Genomic DNA, 14,874 nt, shown 5'->3' with positions numbered 1-14,874 from the left:
ACCACCATCTAATCTCCTACGTATAAATACGTAATACTAAGGGCTAATTAGGTTATTGATACTAAGATAACTTGCGTGTTCACGCCCATTTCGAATTGGACAACATTGTTACATCTTTATACCCAAGTTACTTCAAGCGTCGCTACTCGGCTCGTGTTTTGACATGAGAATGGTGCTGGTCAGCTTGTCGTACTTCAAATCCGCATGAAATGGATGACAACAATAACCTTGGTGACAAAGGACGTGAACGATGAGTCTTATCCAAAAATCTTTGAAACGAGTGCTCAAAATGACTGCCGTAGTGGCAGCGATGACATTCGTGGCAACTTCTGCAAGTGCTGCTGAAAAAGTATATCGCCTAAAGCTGGCTGAAACGTGGGGGCCTAACTTCCCAATCTTTGGCGACACGACGAAAAATATGGCGAAAATGGCAGAGGAAATGTCAAACGGCCGTCTACAAATTCGTATCGACTCTGCGAACAAACACAAAGCACCATTTGGCGTATTCGACATGGTGAAATCCGGCCAATACGACATGGGACACTCTGCGTCTTATTACTGGAAAGGCAAAGTGCCAAACACGCTTTACTTCACTTCTATGCCGTTCGGAATGTTGCCGACAGAACAATACGCATGGTTCTACTACGGTGGCGGAATGGAGTTGATGGAAAAGGTTTACTCTCCGCACAATTTGATGTCTTTCCCTGGTGGTAATACCGATGTTCAGATGGGTGGCTGGTTCCAAAAAGAAATTAAGTCGGTCGATGACCTACAAGGGTTGAAGATGCGTATTCCGGGTTTTGCGGGTGAAATCTTGGCTGAATTAGGCGCGAAGCCAACCAACATTGCACCGGGTGAGCTTTATACCTCACTTGAGCGTCGTACTATCGATGCGTTGGAGTGGGTAGGTCCGTCTTTGGACTTGCGTATGGGCTTTCACAAAATTGCGCCTTACTACTACACCGGTTGGCATGAGCCTGCGACTGAGCTTCAGTTCCTCGTCAATAAGCGAACTTGGGAGCGTCTACCGGATGATCTGAAAGCAATTCTCCAAGTCGCGATGAAAACCGCTGCGTACGACATGTACACGCAATCGAAGCATGAAAGCGGCAAAAACTGGGCATCTATTCAGTCTGAGTACCCAAATGTGGAAGTAAAAGATTTCCCACCTGAGGTGATGGATGCGTTGCGTTCTGCCAATGACAAGCTGCTTAAACAGCATGCTGAGGAAGATGCGTTGGCAAAAGAGATTCAAGAATCTCAAGCGAACTACATTAAGCAAGTTCGTCCATGGTCGAACATCTCGCACCGAGCGTACTTGAATAGCCAAGCGCAATAAAAACTCGGTCTGGCCAAATCGTATGATTTGGCCGACGAGGAAGCCCAAGAAAAATTTCAAATAAAAATCATAAAAACGCTCCGTAGATACTGCGGAGCCAACCCACACGTTCCATGGAGTTCGGAATGAGAAGCCTTATCTATATTGAGCGAATCTTCAACCGCTTTGGTGATTTTCTGGGGTGGTTATCCAGCATCCTCTTCATTTTGTTGTTGTTGAACGTAGTGTATGACGTTGTGATGCGTTACGTGTTTAACGATGTGTCTATCGCGTTTCAAGAAATGGAGTGGCACTTATTCTCTGCTGTCTTTTTGCTTGGCGTGCCTTATGCCATCAAATCCGGCGGTCACGTCCGAGTCGACATTTTTTATGAGCGACTGTCATATAAAGCGCAATCCATCATCGACATCATCGGCACCCTGTTTTTCCTCTTTCCTTTTTGTTTGCTGGTCGCATGGTTTGGTATTGATTTCGCGAAAGAGAGTTATGCCTTGGGCGAGACGTCTGGTGATCCAGGTGGTTTGCCGTATCGATGGATAATCAAAGGCATGATCCCGGTGTCTTTCTTATTTATGGCGGTGAGTGGCGTTGGTTTGCTGCTGCACTCAGTCAATAAAATCGTTAACCCTCATCTTATCTATGCCGGTAGCAACGGTAAGTCGTAAAAGGAAGTCATTATGATCGGTATAGTGATGTTTTTTGTGGCGCTCTTTGCGCTACTGCTCGGGTTTCCCGTCGCGTTCACATTCGGCGGTATTGCTCTTATTTTTGGTGTTTGGGCAGAGGGCATGGACATGTTTGCCTTCATGCCATATCGAATTCAATCCATCATGGAAAACACGGTGCTGATGGCTGTACCGCTGTTTGTTTTCATGGGGCTCGTGCTGCAAAAAACGAAGCTAGCAGAGCAGCTGCTGGAATCGATGGGGCGTCTGTTTGGTGGCGTCCGTGGCGGCATCGCAATTTCGACAGTGCTGGTGGGCGCGCTACTTGCGGCATCGACTGGCGTAGTGGGAGCATCTGTGGTGGCCATGGGGTTGATCTCGCTGCCTGTGATGCTCAAATACAACTATGACAAAGGCCTCGCGTGCGGAACCATTTGTGCTTCAGGTACGTTGGGGCAAATTATTCCTCCTTCCATCGTACTCATTTTGCTCGGCGATGTGCTTGGCGTGCCAGTGGGAGATTTGTTCCAAGCGGCCGTGTGGCCGGGTATCGCGCTAGTGGGTGCATACGTTGTTTACATCCTTATTTACGCCAAGCTTAACCCTGAAGCAGCACAGCCGATTGAACGTGATGAGTCACTCAGCCGCAGGGAAGAAGTGATCAAGGCGCTGAAAGCTGTATTACCACCATTGGCGTTGATCATTGTTGTGTTGGGCTCCATCTTTGCCGGTGTTGCAACGCCAACGGAATCGGCAGCACTGGGCGGGGCTGGGGCGATTGTTCTCGCCGTACTGTACAAGCAATTTAGTTGGTCAATGGTCTACGATGCGTCGAAAGAGACGGTTAAAGTGACCGCGATGGTGTTCGCGATTTTGCTGGGTGCGACGGCGTTCTCGATGGCGTTTACGTATACAGGCGGTGACTATCTGGTCGAAGAATGGATGTTGCAGATCCCGGGTGAGAAGTGGGGCTTCTTGATCATTACGATGATTGTGATTTTGATTCTGGGCTTCTTTATCGACTTCGTTGAAATCTGTTTCATCATCGTTCCTATTATCGCACCGGTTGCTGAGCTGCTCGGCATCAACATGACATGGTTTGCTATTCTCATCGCGATGAACTTACAAACCTCCTTCTTAACACCGCCATTTGGCTTCAGCTTGTTCTATTTGAAAGGGGTTGCGCCTGCAGGCGTGACTACACGGGATATTTATCGTGGCGTGATGCCATTCATTGCGATTCAAATTCTCGTCCTTGCCTCCTTACTGTTTTTCCCAAGTTTCTACGGCATGGGTTAATTGGTAAGGAATAAAAGAGATTTTGTGAGCTGAGAGTCTTCACCTTTTGAGACAAGTTGTTAAGCTGCTCTTGGGGCATATTGACCCGTTGGGCAGCGTTTCATGGAGGGAAGGATGCCTCTCAAAGCCAAGTTAATTTTGCTGGCACTGATTCCGGTGGTTTTAGTGTCGGCAAGCATCAGTTGGATTTCCATTTATCAGGCCAAAACATTGGGTCAACGAGAGGTGGAGATCTTCCATCAAAACCTCATTCAATCCAAAGAAGCGGCGCTCAAAGATACCGTTGATGTCGCATTTGATGCCATTTCCCACATTTACAACGATTCGACGATTGAAGAACGTGTCGCTAAAGCTCGAGTGAAAGCCATTCTCAATCGCCTAACTTACGGCTCTGACGGGTACTTCTTTGCTTACGATAAACACGGCACTAACCTCGTACATCCCGTTCTTCCTGAATTGGTTGGGGAGAACTTACTTCACCTAGAAGACGAAAATGGCGACAGGCTTATAGAAGCGTTGCTTTACCAAGCGCAATCCGGAGGCGGCTTTCACCAATACTTGTGGCAGAAACCCTCGACTGGCGACATTGTACCCAAGCTCAGTTACGCCGCATGGTTGGATAAATGGGAGTGGATGATTGGCACTGGTCTTTACATTGAAGATGTCAGCCAAGAAGTCGCGAACATGCGTGCTGCGGTGAACAAAAACATCGAGACCACGTTTTTTTCCGTGGTGGTGATTTTGGTGGTCACAGTGGCGGTGATCATTGTGCTGACTTTAGCCATCAATTTACATGAGCATCGACTTGCCGATAAAAACCTCAAAGAACTTGCCCACAAAACGGTGATGTTTCAAGAAGATGAGAAGAAACATTTAGCGCGCGAGCTGCACGATGGGATCAATCAGCTTCTGGTATCGAGTAAATGTCATTTGGATTTAATGAGCCATCGATTGCAAGATCAAAAGCTCAAGTCGCATCTCGACAAATCACAACGCTCTTTGGTGACGGCAATTAATGAAGTGCGGCACATTTCCCATCAACTTCGCCCAAGCGCATTGGATGATATCGGTTTGGAAGCTGCGTTGACGACATTGCTGCAAGATTTCCATTCACACTCTGGAATTGATATCGACAGCCATTTTGACACTCAACAGCACAAGCTGACCTCCGAAGTCGCAACAACACTGTACCGAGTTGCGCAAGAGTCGCTAAATAACATTGAAAAGCATGCAAAAGCGAAAAAAGTGACGGTTATTTTGCAAAAAATGGGCAATATGCTGCAATTACTCATTAGAGACGATGGCGTAGGGTTTGTCGTCAACCAAGCTGTGCATCGCCAAGGGATTGGTTTGCGCAACATGCAAGAACGTGTGGAGTTTATTGGTGGCGAGTTCGAACTCATGAGTGAGCTTGGTTTAGGCACGGAAATTACCGTGCTTTTGAATTTGGATGAATTAGTTTATGGACAAACCGATTAGTGTGGTGATCGTCGATGATCACCAAGTGGTGTTAGATGGATTTATCGCGCGTTTAGAGCTGGAGCCGGATATTGATGTGATTGGCACGGCAAGCAACGGCTTGGAAGCGATTGAGGTCGTTAAGCATCTGCGACCGGATGTTGTGCTTATGGACATCAGCATGCCAATCATGAATGGCATCGAAGCAACGGGTGTGATTAAAGAGGAATTACCCGAGAGTAAAATTCTCATGCTTACGATGCATGATAACCGCGAATACATCATGAAAGTGATGCAGGCAGGGGCGGTGGGGTACATGCTCAAAGAAATTTCAGCCGAGAAAATGGTGCAAGCCATCAAAACCGTGAACCAAGGTTCAACCTATTTTTGCGAGTCCGTAACTCAGACGCTCTTTACGCAAGAAATCAAACCCACCCATCACAAACCCAATCCGCTTAGTCGACGAGAAGAGGCGGTCTTGAGGTTGGTGGCACAAGGCAATAGCAGTAAGAAAATCGCGACGTTACTCAATATCAGCTATCGAACAGTAGAAACGCATCGTCACAACATCAAACATAAATTAGATCTGCATTCGACAGCGGAATTAGCCAAATACGCATTTGAAACGGGGCTGACGGAATAAAAAAGTGCCCGTTTAATACGAGCACTTAAAGAGGTGATTATTCTGGTTTGGTGATGCTGCCGATTTCTAGAAGAGGCGCTACATCGATGTCTTCTGCGTTCATCATGGTGGAGATGCGCTGGACAGAAGAAAGCAGTAATGTTTGTTCCCACTCTTCCAATTTTTGGAATCGATTGATGAAGTGTTCTTGCAGCGGAGTTGGCGCCTGTCTCAGAGCTTCTTCGCCCTTCTCGGTAAGTACCGCATGTACCTTACGTTTATCTTCAACGCTACGACGACGCTCAACGAGTTGATTGCGTTCTAATCTGTCCAAAATCGTGGTCGCAGTTGCTTGACTCATATTGGTGTGGTTAGACAACTGCTTGATAGTCACGTTATCTAACTCATTGATAGCACGCATCAAAATCAATTGCGGAGCGGTCAATCCCGACTCTTTGCTCAGCTTTTTAGAATGTAAATCAATAGCGCGGATGATCTGACGAATCGAGACCAATACTTCTTCGTACTTTTCCAATTTTTTCATCCAGTCTGTAGGGAACATGTAACGACGCGACACTAACTCAAATGCGCTGTTATTTAAAGGGCTGCAGTCAAAATTTAGGTCGACATTTTTCAACTATTTATTCGTCTTTGGCGATTTCTTTTTATTCGCTCGTGCAACTGAAACAGAAAGACCTAAAATTATTATAGCAATAATTGTTTGTGGTCTAATTAATGATGTGGAGATTTTCGCTTTTTGTAATGCAAATTACCGACTGAAAAGTAAGTTATTGGATTTTTTAACAGCAAAAGATAGACAAAAACGCCTCAAATGATAGGATCTTCCGCTTTCAAGGAATGTAAAACGTATCGTGTTCGAACGATTTTTTGTTTGGTACGGAAAAAATAATACAAAAATAGAGAGGAACGATGACAAAGGGTATAGATAAGTACAGTATTGACAGTACCGACTATACGGTAGGTCAAGACAACGTTCAAAAGTGGGGCTTTGATGTTCATAACCCAGTTTTTGGTATTAGTGCAGGCTTTATTGCACTGTTTCTTGTCGCAGCATTAGTTCTAGATGCTCATACCGCGAAGACGGCATTGGATGGGCTTAAGTGGAAGATCATTGGTTCATTCGACTGGCTGTTTATTATCGCTGGTAACATTTTCGTTATTTTCTGCTTAGCGTTGATTGTGTCACCGCTCGGGAAAATACGATTAGGCGGTAAAGATGCCGTCGCTGATTATTCATTCATGTCTTGGCTCGCGATGTTGTTCGCAGCCGGTATGGGTATTGGTTTGATGTTCTGGAGTGTGGCAGAACCAGTGGCTTACTTCACTGGTTGGTACGAAACGCCACTTGGCGTAGAAGCAAACTCACCAGAAGCCGCACGTTTGGCGCTAGGCGCGACGATGTTCCACTGGGGTCTTCACCCTTGGGCAATTTACGGCGTTGTGGCACTTTCACTTGCATTTTTCACCTACAACAAAGGGTTGCCTCTATCAATGCGTTCGATCTTTTACCCATTATTGGGCGATCGCGCTTGGGGCTGGGCTGGCCATATCGTTGATATTCTTGCAGTACTTGCCACGCTATTTGGTCTAGCGACATCACTTGGTTTGGGCGCTCAGCAGGCGGCAAGTGGTATTCACCATGTATTTGGTGTTGAACCTGGTTTAGGTTTGCAAATTGTCGTTATCACTGTGGTTACTCTGCTCGCAGTGGTTTCTGTTGTTCGCGGTATCGACGGCGGCGTAAAAGTGATCAGTAACATCAACATGGTTGTAGCGTTTTTGCTGCTTATCCTTGTTGGTTTGATTGGCTGGGCGGCGAGTTTAGGCTCGATCCCAACAACGTTAATGGCGTACGTAGAAAACATCATTCCATTGAGTAACCCGTTTGGTCGTACTGACGAAGCTTGGTTCCAAGGCTGGACGGTATTCTACTGGGCTTGGTGGATCTCTTGGTCACCATTCGTTGGTATGTTCATCGCTCGCGTTTCACGTGGCCGTACAGTACGTGAGTTCATCACAGCGGTACTGATTGTTCCGACGGTAGTCACCGTGGTTTGGATGTCGGTGTTTGGCGGTCTGGCGATTGATCAAGTCGTCAACAAAGTAGGCGAGTTAGGCGCAAACGGTCTGACCGACGTATCACTGGCAATGTTCCAAATGTTTGATGTACTGCCATTTGGCAACATATTATCGATCATTGCTGTGGTTCTGGTATTGGTATTCTTTATCACCTCTTCAGACTCTGGCTCGCTAGTTATCGACAGCATCACGGCGGGTGGTAAAGTCGATGCGCCTGTATTGCAGCGTGTTTTCTGGGCATTTATGGAAGGTGCGATTGCGGTTGCACTGCTTTGGATTGGTGGCTCAGAAGCGGTACAAGCGTTACAAGCGGGCGCCATTTCTACAGCACTGCCATTTACCTTTATATTGCTAGCAATGTGTGTAAGTTTATTGATGGGGATGAAGACAGAGCGTCAATAATCCATTAATTTTATAAATTTGCTTAAATAACAAGTAATTAAGAAGCCAGCACCCTGCTGGCTTTTTTTGTGCGGTTTTTCTGACGCTAGACAAAAAAATGACACGCAAAAGTCCATATTTTACAAAGAGTTAATGCGCTATTTTGTTTTTTAAAAATTAGTGAATAGTCGTGAAAAAGTGTGTAATATTCACCCACCTTAACTGTTCTCCCAACTCAATTATAATTATGAAAATATCATTAAAACAAAAGCTAATAGGCGCAAGCCTTTCTGCTGTTGTTGTGATGGCAACAGCACTTACTTGGTTGTCGGCTGGTCAATTATTTGATCAGACTCGTTCAGGTGTCTATTCACGAGCACAAAGTCTAAGTACCACAGCGTCAGAAGGTATTTCGGACTGGGTTAATATCCGTAAGGATATTGCAAGCGCATTCAACGACTACTCGACAGAGCAAGACGTTGTTCCTTTCCTACAGCAAGCACGCAAAGCTGGTGGCTTTGACGACATCTTCTTGGGTACACCAAACGGAGATATGTACCGTTCTCACCCAGAGCGTAACCGTGCTGACTACGATCCGCGTACTCGCCCTTGGTATAAAGATGCCAATGCAGCAGGTAAGCAGATCATCACAGAAGCATACCAAGACGCTATCACTAACGCATTGCTAGTGACCATTGCTGAACCAGTAATGAAAAACGGCAAGTTTATCGGTGTAGTGGGTGCTGACGTACTTATCGATCAGCTGATCGATGACGTAATCAATCTTGATGCGGGTGAAAATGCGCACGCAATGTTGATTGATATGAACGAAGGTACGTTCCTTGCTCACCCAGATAAAAGCCTAACGCTTAAGCCTATCACCAGTTTTCTAAAAGACTTTTCAGAAGAGGCTATTGAGCGTGCGGCAGCAGAAGGCAAGATTGAAAGCACGATGCTGAAAGGCCAAGAGAAGCTTTACTACTTCAAGAAAGTACCTGGCACGCATTGGATGTTCGCGATTGAAATGGATCGCGCAACAGAAGAAGCAGGCCATGCAGTACTGCTTCGTGACCTGCTGATCACCGCTGTGATGATCACCATCGTTGTGATTCTTGCGGTATCTTGGTTGGTTGGCTTCTTGTTCCGTGACCTAGGCCGCGTGTCTGATGCGTTGGAAGAAATTGCATCTGGTGAGGGCGACCTTACTCAACGTCTAGAACCTCGCAGTGACGATGAAGTAGGCAAACTGGCTGAAAACTTCAACCGCTTTGTGGGTAACATGCACACGATGGTTACCAAGCTAAGCCAAGTTTCTGCCTCACTTTCTGAGCAAGCACGTACAACAGCACAACAAGCAGAAGAACGTAGCCAGCGTATTTCTTACCAGCAAGACGAAATCAACATGGTTGCGACTGCGGTTAATGAAATGGCAGCAGCAACGCAAGAGATTGCGGGTAACGCAGACAGCACAGCGCATAGCTCTGAAGAAGCGGTGCAAGCATGTGCTCACGGTTCTAGCCAAGTGAATCAAACGCAAGGTTCTATCCAGAATCTGGCGCAAGAAGTTCAAGTCGCGACAAATGTTATCCAAGAACTTGAAGCGCACGGTAATAGCATCAACACGATTCTATCGACGATTCAAGACATTGCAGAGCAAACTAACTTGTTGGCACTGAACGCAGCGATCGAAGCGGCGCGTGCAGGCGATCAAGGTCGTGGTTTTGCGGTTGTTGCTGACGAAGTTCGCGTATTGAGCCAACGTACTCACGCATCGACGAAAGAAATCCAAGAAACGATCGAAATGCTTCAAGGTACAACCAAGAAAGCGGTTGATATCATGGGAGATGGTCGTCGTTTGGCTGATACCAGTGTGGATGACGCGAATTCTGCAGCAGCGAGCCTGACGCAAATCCACAGTGCGGTAGAGCGCATCAGCGACATGGCAACGCAAATTGCGTCTGCGGCGGAAGAGCAAGCATCTGTAACAACAGAAATCACTCGTAACACAGAAGGCATCCGCGACGTATCGAACGAGCTTTCTGTAGAAGCTCACTCAGCAGCGGAGCAAGCAGCGCACCTATCTGAGCTGTCTCACGAGCTTGAGCAAGAGATCAAACGTTTTAAACTGTAATCCTCAGTTTGACGAAAAAGAAAAAGGAGCCGATAGGCTCCTTTTTAATGCATGTTTTTCGGTGAATGATTGTTGGTAAATAGCTACAACAAAAAATCTATCTACAACCAAAAATCACTGATGGGTTGGTCATCATTGTAGTGATGCGCCATCTGCGCCTGAAGCAACTCGGCAGTAGCAATCGCATCAGTTAACGCGTGATGCGGAGAGTAGTCTGGTAACCCATAGCGGCGTCGAGACTGCGCCAAACGTAGAGACTCTGGTCTCTTTCCTTTCAGGCGATTCCAAATGCCGCCAGCGCTTCTCTTTTGGATGTTCTCTTCGATTTGTAGCGTGTCTAACACGGGAAATTCAATCCCTTCCCCTATGCGCGCTTTCAGCGCTTGATCCAAGAATTCTCTCTCGATTCGACGGTAATGCACAACGATGATTTTGCCGCTTAAGCAAGGCAGCAACTCACCCAAAATATCGCTCAGATCTGGCGCATCAATCAATTCGCTGTGAGTGATACCGTGGATGATAACGGAATCTTCATCCAACTTTTTTTGAGGCCTTACTTTCCAATGTCGAGCATCGCGCAGAAAAATACGTCTCAGATTGAAAGGTACTAAACCGATAGTAATAATGTCGTGTTTTTCGGGATTGAGCCCCGTCGTTTCGAAATCCAACGCGACAAATTCAACCTCTGAAATGGGGGTATTGGGCGCTGGTAATTCGCTGCCGTAAAAGGCGACAAGATTTTCATCACTGACGAGCTCCAACTTTTGCTGAAACTTGGTTGGCCATTGAATCGCAGGCTTTTGAAATAGCTTTTTGATCATGCCAAACCTCACTTAAAGCTCTTATTTGCTTGATAACGGAACTTAAGGAAGTTCTGCCCATTGCTGAGAATTTGGAAGGCATCTTTCAAATTACGGCGTTCAAAATCGGAGAGGTTTTCTGGCTCGATGTTGTTATCTGGCTCTATTCCGAGTTCAACATCGGTTGCTTGATGGCGAATTCGTACCATAGAGATGAACTCTAACGCGTCTTTTAAATCCTGTGCTCGACCTTTTGGCAAGATGCCTGCGTCAATAATGTCGTCGAGACGTTCAAACGAGTTTTGTGCACGAGAGCCCACTGCCAAGGCATGCACACGAATCAGATCAACCAGCGGCGCGGTGCCACGACGTTTTAGGTTGATCGAGTTTTTGTGCTGGCCGTCTTTTTCCATCACAAAATCTTTGAAGAAGCCTAATGGCGGCGTGCGGTTTAGCGCATTTCGAGCCAAACATGCTAAGAAGCGATTATTTTTACGCGCTCGACGCACAATGAAGCTGGTGAGCTGTTCTGCCCATTTTAAGCGGCCATACACGCCATCTAAATCGAAAAATATTGATGCATTCAGTAACGCTTTCGGGTTGGGATCGTCAATCCAGTCAGCGAAACATTCTTCCCATTCGGAGCGAGTCATTCGCCACATCGGGTTTGTGGCCATGATGTCACCGGTACAATATTTGTAACCACAAGCGTCAAGGCCGTCACTGACAAACTTGGCGAGATCTTCAAAGTACTTGCCATGTTTCTCTTCTTGATAGGATTCGTCCAGAATAATGGCGTTGTCTTGGTCAGTAACCAGCAACTGTTCGTCGCGTCCCATTGAACCTAATGCGAGGAAGCAATAAGGAATCGGAGGCGCACCAAGTTCTTCTTCGGCCAACTCCAACAAACGCTGTTTGAAACTTCGGCCAATTACTGACATCGCGCTGCCAACCATGTGTGAATTGGCGTCTTCGTTAACCAGACGTACGAAGCTGCTTTTGACTTCTTCTGCGACTGTCGCTAAATCTTCGATGCTTTGCTGCTGAAAAATGCTGCTTACAAGAAGCAGTGAGTTTTGCGATTCATAACGAACAATATCGGTAGTTTCGATGATGCCTATCGGTAGTTGATTTTTGACCACCGGCAGATGATGCACGTTGTAGCGTAACATCGTTAGCATGGCTTCATAGATGTAAGCATTATGGTCGAGAGAGATCACTTCCGTCGTCATGACTGTTGAAACATCATCTTGAGGAGACAAGCCTTCTGCAAGCACTCGAGTACATAAATCTCGGTCAGTAATGATGCCTAAAACGGGCGATTGCGGATCATCTTCGTCACGGACAAAATCGGGGTCGACAATCAAGAGTGATGAAATGTTGTCCTGAGCCATTAACTGCGCTGCTTGTTGGATTGTTTGGCCGCGGTTTATGGTCGGGGCATCGCCAGTAAGTAGGGTCTTGACTTTAGAGGTGGTTAAGTCGTTTGCGTCTTTGTTTTCTGAAATGGTTTGGCGCAAGCGGGCGCTGTTTTCTACTTCAACAAAATCGGCGAAAGAGTCGAAGTTGTCGTAGATCTCTTGAAACACCTCGACCGGAATGCAGTAGAGTAGGGTGTCTTCAATAGCTTTTACCGGGAAACGAACTTTGTTGTTGGTAAGCAGCCCCATTTGACCGAATAAGTCGCCTTCATCGAGACGGTTATAAAGCTCACCTTTGCGGCGATAAACTTCCACCACGCCACTTCTTACCACGAAGAGATCTTGAATATGGTCACCGAAGTGAATGATTGGGGTATCTTGTCGGTAGTAAGAGATTTCAACGCTTTCTGTCACTTTGGTCAGAGTTTCTTCTGGAAGTTCGTTGAAAGGGGGGTACTTGGCGAGAAAGTTATATATCTCGAGAAGTTCTGCATCCATTCGGGTGCCTTTTGTTTCGCAAATAATAAAGTAATCTTAACGCAGTTTTAAGACAGAATCTTATTGGATCACGCTTTTTCGTACTGAGTCATAAGATTCGGACATCTCCCGCGACAAGGTTTTGTTAATTCGGCTAATATGGAAATTGCCAATTGTAGTTAAGTTTTTAGGTGACTCTCATGAAAGGAAGTAAGATGGTGAGACAGTTATTGCTTGTGCCTCTTGTAGTTTTGCCCGCAATCAGTATCGCTTCGGAAGCGGAACAAGCTGCAAAATTTGGGTATGAGCACATTTATTTGGATGTGGGGTCGGGTACGACCAATAAAGATTGGCTAGACAACTCGAATGCGACCACACTGGGATTGGGTGGCAATTATCTCATCACCGATAATTGGTTGTTTAATGTTGATTACTCAGCGCAGTTTTTCCATCCTGACGATCTAACACTACGTGTGGATCGATTGTTGTTTGGTGGTGGTTATCGTTATGGGATTAACGACCAACTGGACGTTTATGGTACTTATGGGCTTGGTGCGCTGAAAGCGAAAGCGACGGATGAAAAAACGGATAGCACCATTTCCTCTGACACCGAGTTTCTTCAAGCGGTGACCATTGGCGCAAACTATCTTTTGAATGAACAATGGATGGTGTCAGCACAGATTCAGGCCAACCGAAGTGATGTGGTTGACGAGAACAAGTACAGAATCGGCTTCAATTACCAATGGCATGATGTGATTGGCACGGGCTTGTATTACCAATACCGTGATACAGATTACAGTGGTGAAAGTTCGGATTACATCAACGAAGTCGGCTTAAGTTTGAAGTTCGTATTTTAATCCCATTTAGTAACTTCAACCGGAATCAACAGATTTAAGAACAACAAAAAAGGTCAGCATACGCTGACCTTTTCGTTTATTTCGTCTATTTTCGACAGATTATAGAACCGCTGCGATACCTTTACATAGCGGGCCCATGTTTGATTTTGTCATACCAGCTACGCTGATACGGCCAGAACCAACGATGTAAATTGCGAACTCATCTTTCAGACGATTAACTTGCTCTTTAGATAGACCAGAGAACGAGAACATGCCGTTTTGACGTTCGATAAAGCTGAAATCTGCATCCACACCTTCTTCTTTCAGAGTTGCTACGAACAGTTCGCGCATCTCTTGAATACGGTCACGCATTTCTTGTACTTCCGCTTCCCATTCAGCACGCAGTTCTTCGTTGTTTAGAATATGAGTAACAACAGCACTACCGTGAGCTGGTGGGTTAGAGTAGATAGAGCGGATGATGGCTTTTACTTGAGAGAATGCTGTTGTTGCCACTTCTTCAGATTCAGCGACAAGCGTGAATGCGCCTACACGTTCATTGTATAGGCCGAAGTTTTTCGAGAACGAGCTCGCAACGAGAATTTCTTTGTTGTATTTCGCGAAAGTACGTAGGCCAGCTGCGTCTTCTTCTACACCCTTGGCAAAGCCTTGGTATGCAAAGTCGAACAGAGGAAGCAGTTTCTTCTCAGCAATCAGCTTCGCTAGTGTTTCCCATTCTTCAGCAGTTGGATCGATGCCGGTTGGGTTGTGGCAGCAGCCGTGTAGAAGAACGATGTCACCTTCAGATGCAGCTTGAAGATCGTTTAGCATTGCATCGAAGTCTTTGTCTTTAGTTTCTGCGTTGTAGTAAGTGTATTGAGCCGTTTCTAGACCTGCAGCGGTAAACACGCCGTTGTGGTTTGCCCAAGTTGGGTTGCTGATCCAGATTTTTACGTTACCAAGTTGGCGTTTGATGAATTCACCCGCCACGCGTAATGCACCTGTACCACCAGGCGCTTGAGCTGTTTTTGCGCGTTTTTCCGCTACGATTTCAGCGTCTGCGCCGAAAAGTAGTTTTTGTACCGCCAGACCGTACTCAGCAGTCCCTTCGATGGTTAGGTATGATTTGGTTTTTTCCGTTTCAATCAGTGCTGCTTCGGCTTTCTTTACGGTAGCAAGAACAGGTGTTTCGCCTTGTTCGTTTTTGTAAATACCAACGCCAAGGTTAATCTTTTCAGCGCGAGGATCTTTTTTAAATTCTTCAGTAAGGCCAAGGATAGGGTCGGCCGGAGCGGCAACTACTTTTTCAAACATAATCTTCATCCATGTTAATCGAAGGGGTCTGCTC

At 46.1% G+C, this 14,874-nt stretch carries 12 protein-coding genes; 8 read left to right on the top strand and 4 right to left on the bottom strand.

All coding sequences use genetic code 11. The features are described 5' to 3' along the window. Positions 1-250 precede the first annotated feature (250 nt). From DYB02_RS11435 to DYB02_RS11415, 5 genes are all read left to right on the top strand, one after another. A complete protein-coding gene (locus DYB02_RS11435; protein WP_029804163.1) occupies positions 251-1,339 on the top strand; it encodes a TRAP transporter substrate-binding protein in 1,089 nt (362 codons plus the stop codon). A gap of 125 nt (positions 1,340-1,464) precedes the next feature. Then, on the top strand, positions 1,465-2,004 hold the full coding sequence (locus DYB02_RS11430; protein WP_020838784.1) for a TRAP transporter small permease subunit: 540 nt from the start codon (positions 1,465-1,467) through the stop codon (positions 2,002-2,004). A gap of 12 nt (positions 2,005-2,016) precedes the next feature. Continuing rightward, the gene (locus DYB02_RS11425; RefSeq protein WP_005483284.1) at positions 2,017-3,303 is read left to right on the top strand and encodes a TRAP transporter large permease; all 1,287 of its coding nucleotides are present in this window, start codon (positions 2,017-2,019) and stop codon (positions 3,301-3,303) included. 114 nt (positions 3,304-3,417) lie between these two features. Beyond that, positions 3,418-4,782 (top strand): cache domain-containing protein, encoded by a 1,365-nt coding sequence (locus tag DYB02_RS11420; protein WP_029805323.1) that lies wholly within the window; start codon positions 3,418-3,420, stop codon positions 4,780-4,782. Continuing rightward, a complete protein-coding gene (locus DYB02_RS11415) occupies positions 4,766-5,404 on the top strand; it encodes a response regulator (RefSeq protein ID WP_025525656.1) in 639 nt (212 codons plus the stop codon). Before DYB02_RS11420 ends, DYB02_RS11415 begins: the two co-directional genes overlap by 17 nt. A 37-nt stretch (positions 5,405-5,441) precedes the next feature. Here DYB02_RS11415 and cosR read toward each other — a convergent pair whose 3' ends face one another. Further along, positions 5,442-5,918 carry a MarR family transcriptional regulator CosR gene (gene cosR, locus DYB02_RS11410; RefSeq protein WP_005494763.1) on the bottom strand — a complete coding sequence of 159 codons (477 nt, stop codon included), beginning with the start codon at positions 5,916-5,918 and terminating at the stop codon, positions 5,442-5,444. Between the two features lie 395 nt (positions 5,919-6,313). On the opposite strand from cosR, the gene DYB02_RS11405 reads away from it, so the two are divergent. Further along, a complete protein-coding gene (locus tag DYB02_RS11405) occupies positions 6,314-7,885 on the top strand; it encodes a BCCT family transporter (protein ID WP_005458059.1) in 1,572 nt (523 codons plus the stop codon). Positions 7,886-8,111: 226 nt separating this feature from the next. Then, the gene (locus tag DYB02_RS11400; RefSeq protein WP_005458057.1) at positions 8,112-9,995 is read left to right on the top strand and encodes a methyl-accepting chemotaxis protein; all 1,884 of its coding nucleotides are present in this window, start codon (positions 8,112-8,114) and stop codon (positions 9,993-9,995) included. Positions 9,996-10,096: 101 nt separating this feature from the next. On the opposite strand, the gene DYB02_RS11395 is transcribed toward DYB02_RS11400, so the two are convergent. Beyond that, positions 10,097-10,816, bottom strand: a complete 720-nt coding sequence (locus DYB02_RS11395) for a 3'-5' exonuclease (protein WP_005494764.1) — start codon at positions 10,814-10,816, stop codon at positions 10,097-10,099. 8 nt (positions 10,817-10,824) lie between these two features. After that, positions 10,825-12,714, bottom strand: coding sequence for a putative nucleotidyltransferase substrate binding domain-containing protein (locus DYB02_RS11390; protein WP_017448443.1), 1,890 nt, complete (start codon positions 12,712-12,714; stop codon positions 10,825-10,827). 194 nt (positions 12,715-12,908) lie between these two features. Between DYB02_RS11390 and DYB02_RS11385 the strand changes: the two genes are divergently transcribed. Next, positions 12,909-13,550 (top strand): outer membrane beta-barrel protein, encoded by a 642-nt coding sequence (locus DYB02_RS11385; RefSeq protein WP_005485468.1) that lies wholly within the window; start codon positions 12,909-12,911, stop codon positions 13,548-13,550. A 99-nt stretch (positions 13,551-13,649) separates the two neighbouring features. Here the strand turns inward: DYB02_RS11385 and DYB02_RS11380 are convergent, their stop codons facing one another. Continuing rightward, on the bottom strand, positions 13,650-14,840 hold the full coding sequence (locus DYB02_RS11380) for an amino acid aminotransferase (RefSeq protein WP_005458051.1): 1,191 nt from the start codon (positions 14,838-14,840) through the stop codon (positions 13,650-13,652). Positions 14,841-14,874: the final 34 nt, after the last annotated feature.

It is taken from the genome of Vibrio parahaemolyticus (assembly GCF_900460535.1).
Taxonomy (GTDB): domain Bacteria; phylum Pseudomonadota; class Gammaproteobacteria; order Enterobacterales; family Vibrionaceae; genus Vibrio; species Vibrio parahaemolyticus.
Note: the sequence above shows the minus strand (reverse complement) of the source record. Positions and strands in the feature narration are given on the sequence as shown.

Bases quoted from the DNA above. Each gene is read 5' to 3' on its own strand.
- DYB02_RS11435 (WP_029804163.1), top strand. From the start codon at position 251: ATGAGTCTTATCCAAAAATCTTTGAAACGAGTGCTCAAAATGACTGCC.
- DYB02_RS11430 (WP_020838784.1), top strand. From the start codon at position 1,465: ATGAGAAGCCTTATCTATATTGAGCGAATCTTCAACCGCTTTGGTGAT.
- DYB02_RS11425 (WP_005483284.1), top strand. From the start codon at position 2,017: ATGATCGGTATAGTGATGTTTTTTGTGGCGCTCTTTGCGCTACTGCTC.
- DYB02_RS11420 (WP_029805323.1), top strand. From the start codon at position 3,418: ATGCCTCTCAAAGCCAAGTTAATTTTGCTGGCACTGATTCCGGTGGTT.
- DYB02_RS11415 (WP_025525656.1), top strand. From the start codon at position 4,766: ATGGACAAACCGATTAGTGTGGTGATCGTCGATGATCACCAAGTGGTG.
- DYB02_RS11405 (WP_005458059.1), top strand. From the start codon at position 6,314: ATGACAAAGGGTATAGATAAGTACAGTATTGACAGTACCGACTATACG.
- DYB02_RS11400 (WP_005458057.1), top strand. From the start codon at position 8,112: ATGAAAATATCATTAAAACAAAAGCTAATAGGCGCAAGCCTTTCTGCT.
- DYB02_RS11395 (WP_005494764.1), bottom strand. From the start codon at position 10,816: ATGATCAAAAAGCTATTTCAAAAGCCTGCGATTCAATGGCCAACCAAG.
- DYB02_RS11390 (WP_017448443.1), bottom strand. From the start codon at position 12,714: ATGGATGCAGAACTTCTCGAGATATATAACTTTCTCGCCAAGTACCCC.
- DYB02_RS11385 (WP_005485468.1), top strand. From the start codon at position 12,909: ATGGTGAGACAGTTATTGCTTGTGCCTCTTGTAGTTTTGCCCGCAATC.
- DYB02_RS11380 (WP_005458051.1), bottom strand. From the start codon at position 14,840: ATGTTTGAAAAAGTAGTTGCCGCTCCGGCCGACCCTATCCTTGGCCTT.